1 protein-coding gene is annotated in these 282 nt (G+C 32.3%); it reads left to right on the top strand.

Annotated features, from left to right (window positions below; genetic code table 11):
• Positions 1–227 (top strand): zinc ribbon domain-containing protein (locus Q3304_RS21035; protein ID WP_407815504.1); only part of this gene is annotated, 227 nt, incomplete at its 5' end.
• Between the last annotated feature and the right edge of the window lie 55 nt (positions 228–282).

The following is a 282-nucleotide window of genomic DNA, read 5'->3' as shown; positions in this document are numbered from 1 at the left end:
TTCGTCAATTAGAATATAAGGCTAATTGGTATGGTAGACAAATCGTAAAGGTAGGTAGATTCTTTGCAAGTTCACAAATATGCAATAAATGTGGGTACAAAAACGAGGAAGTTAAGAATTTAAATATAAGAGAATGGATTTGTCCTTGTTGTAATGTAACTCACGATAGAGACATAAATGCGAGTATAAATATACTAAAAGAAGGATTAAGACTAATAACAGTTTAAAATAGATAACGTATGTAAGAACCGTAGGAACTACGGGGATAGCCTGTGGAGAATT

Source organism: Clostridioides sp. GD02377, from assembly GCF_045899875.1.
GTDB lineage: Bacteria > Bacillota > Clostridia > Peptostreptococcales > Peptostreptococcaceae > Clostridioides > Clostridioides difficile_A.
The sequence above is the reverse complement of the archived record's forward strand: the minus strand, read 5'-3'. Positions and strand labels throughout refer to the sequence as shown.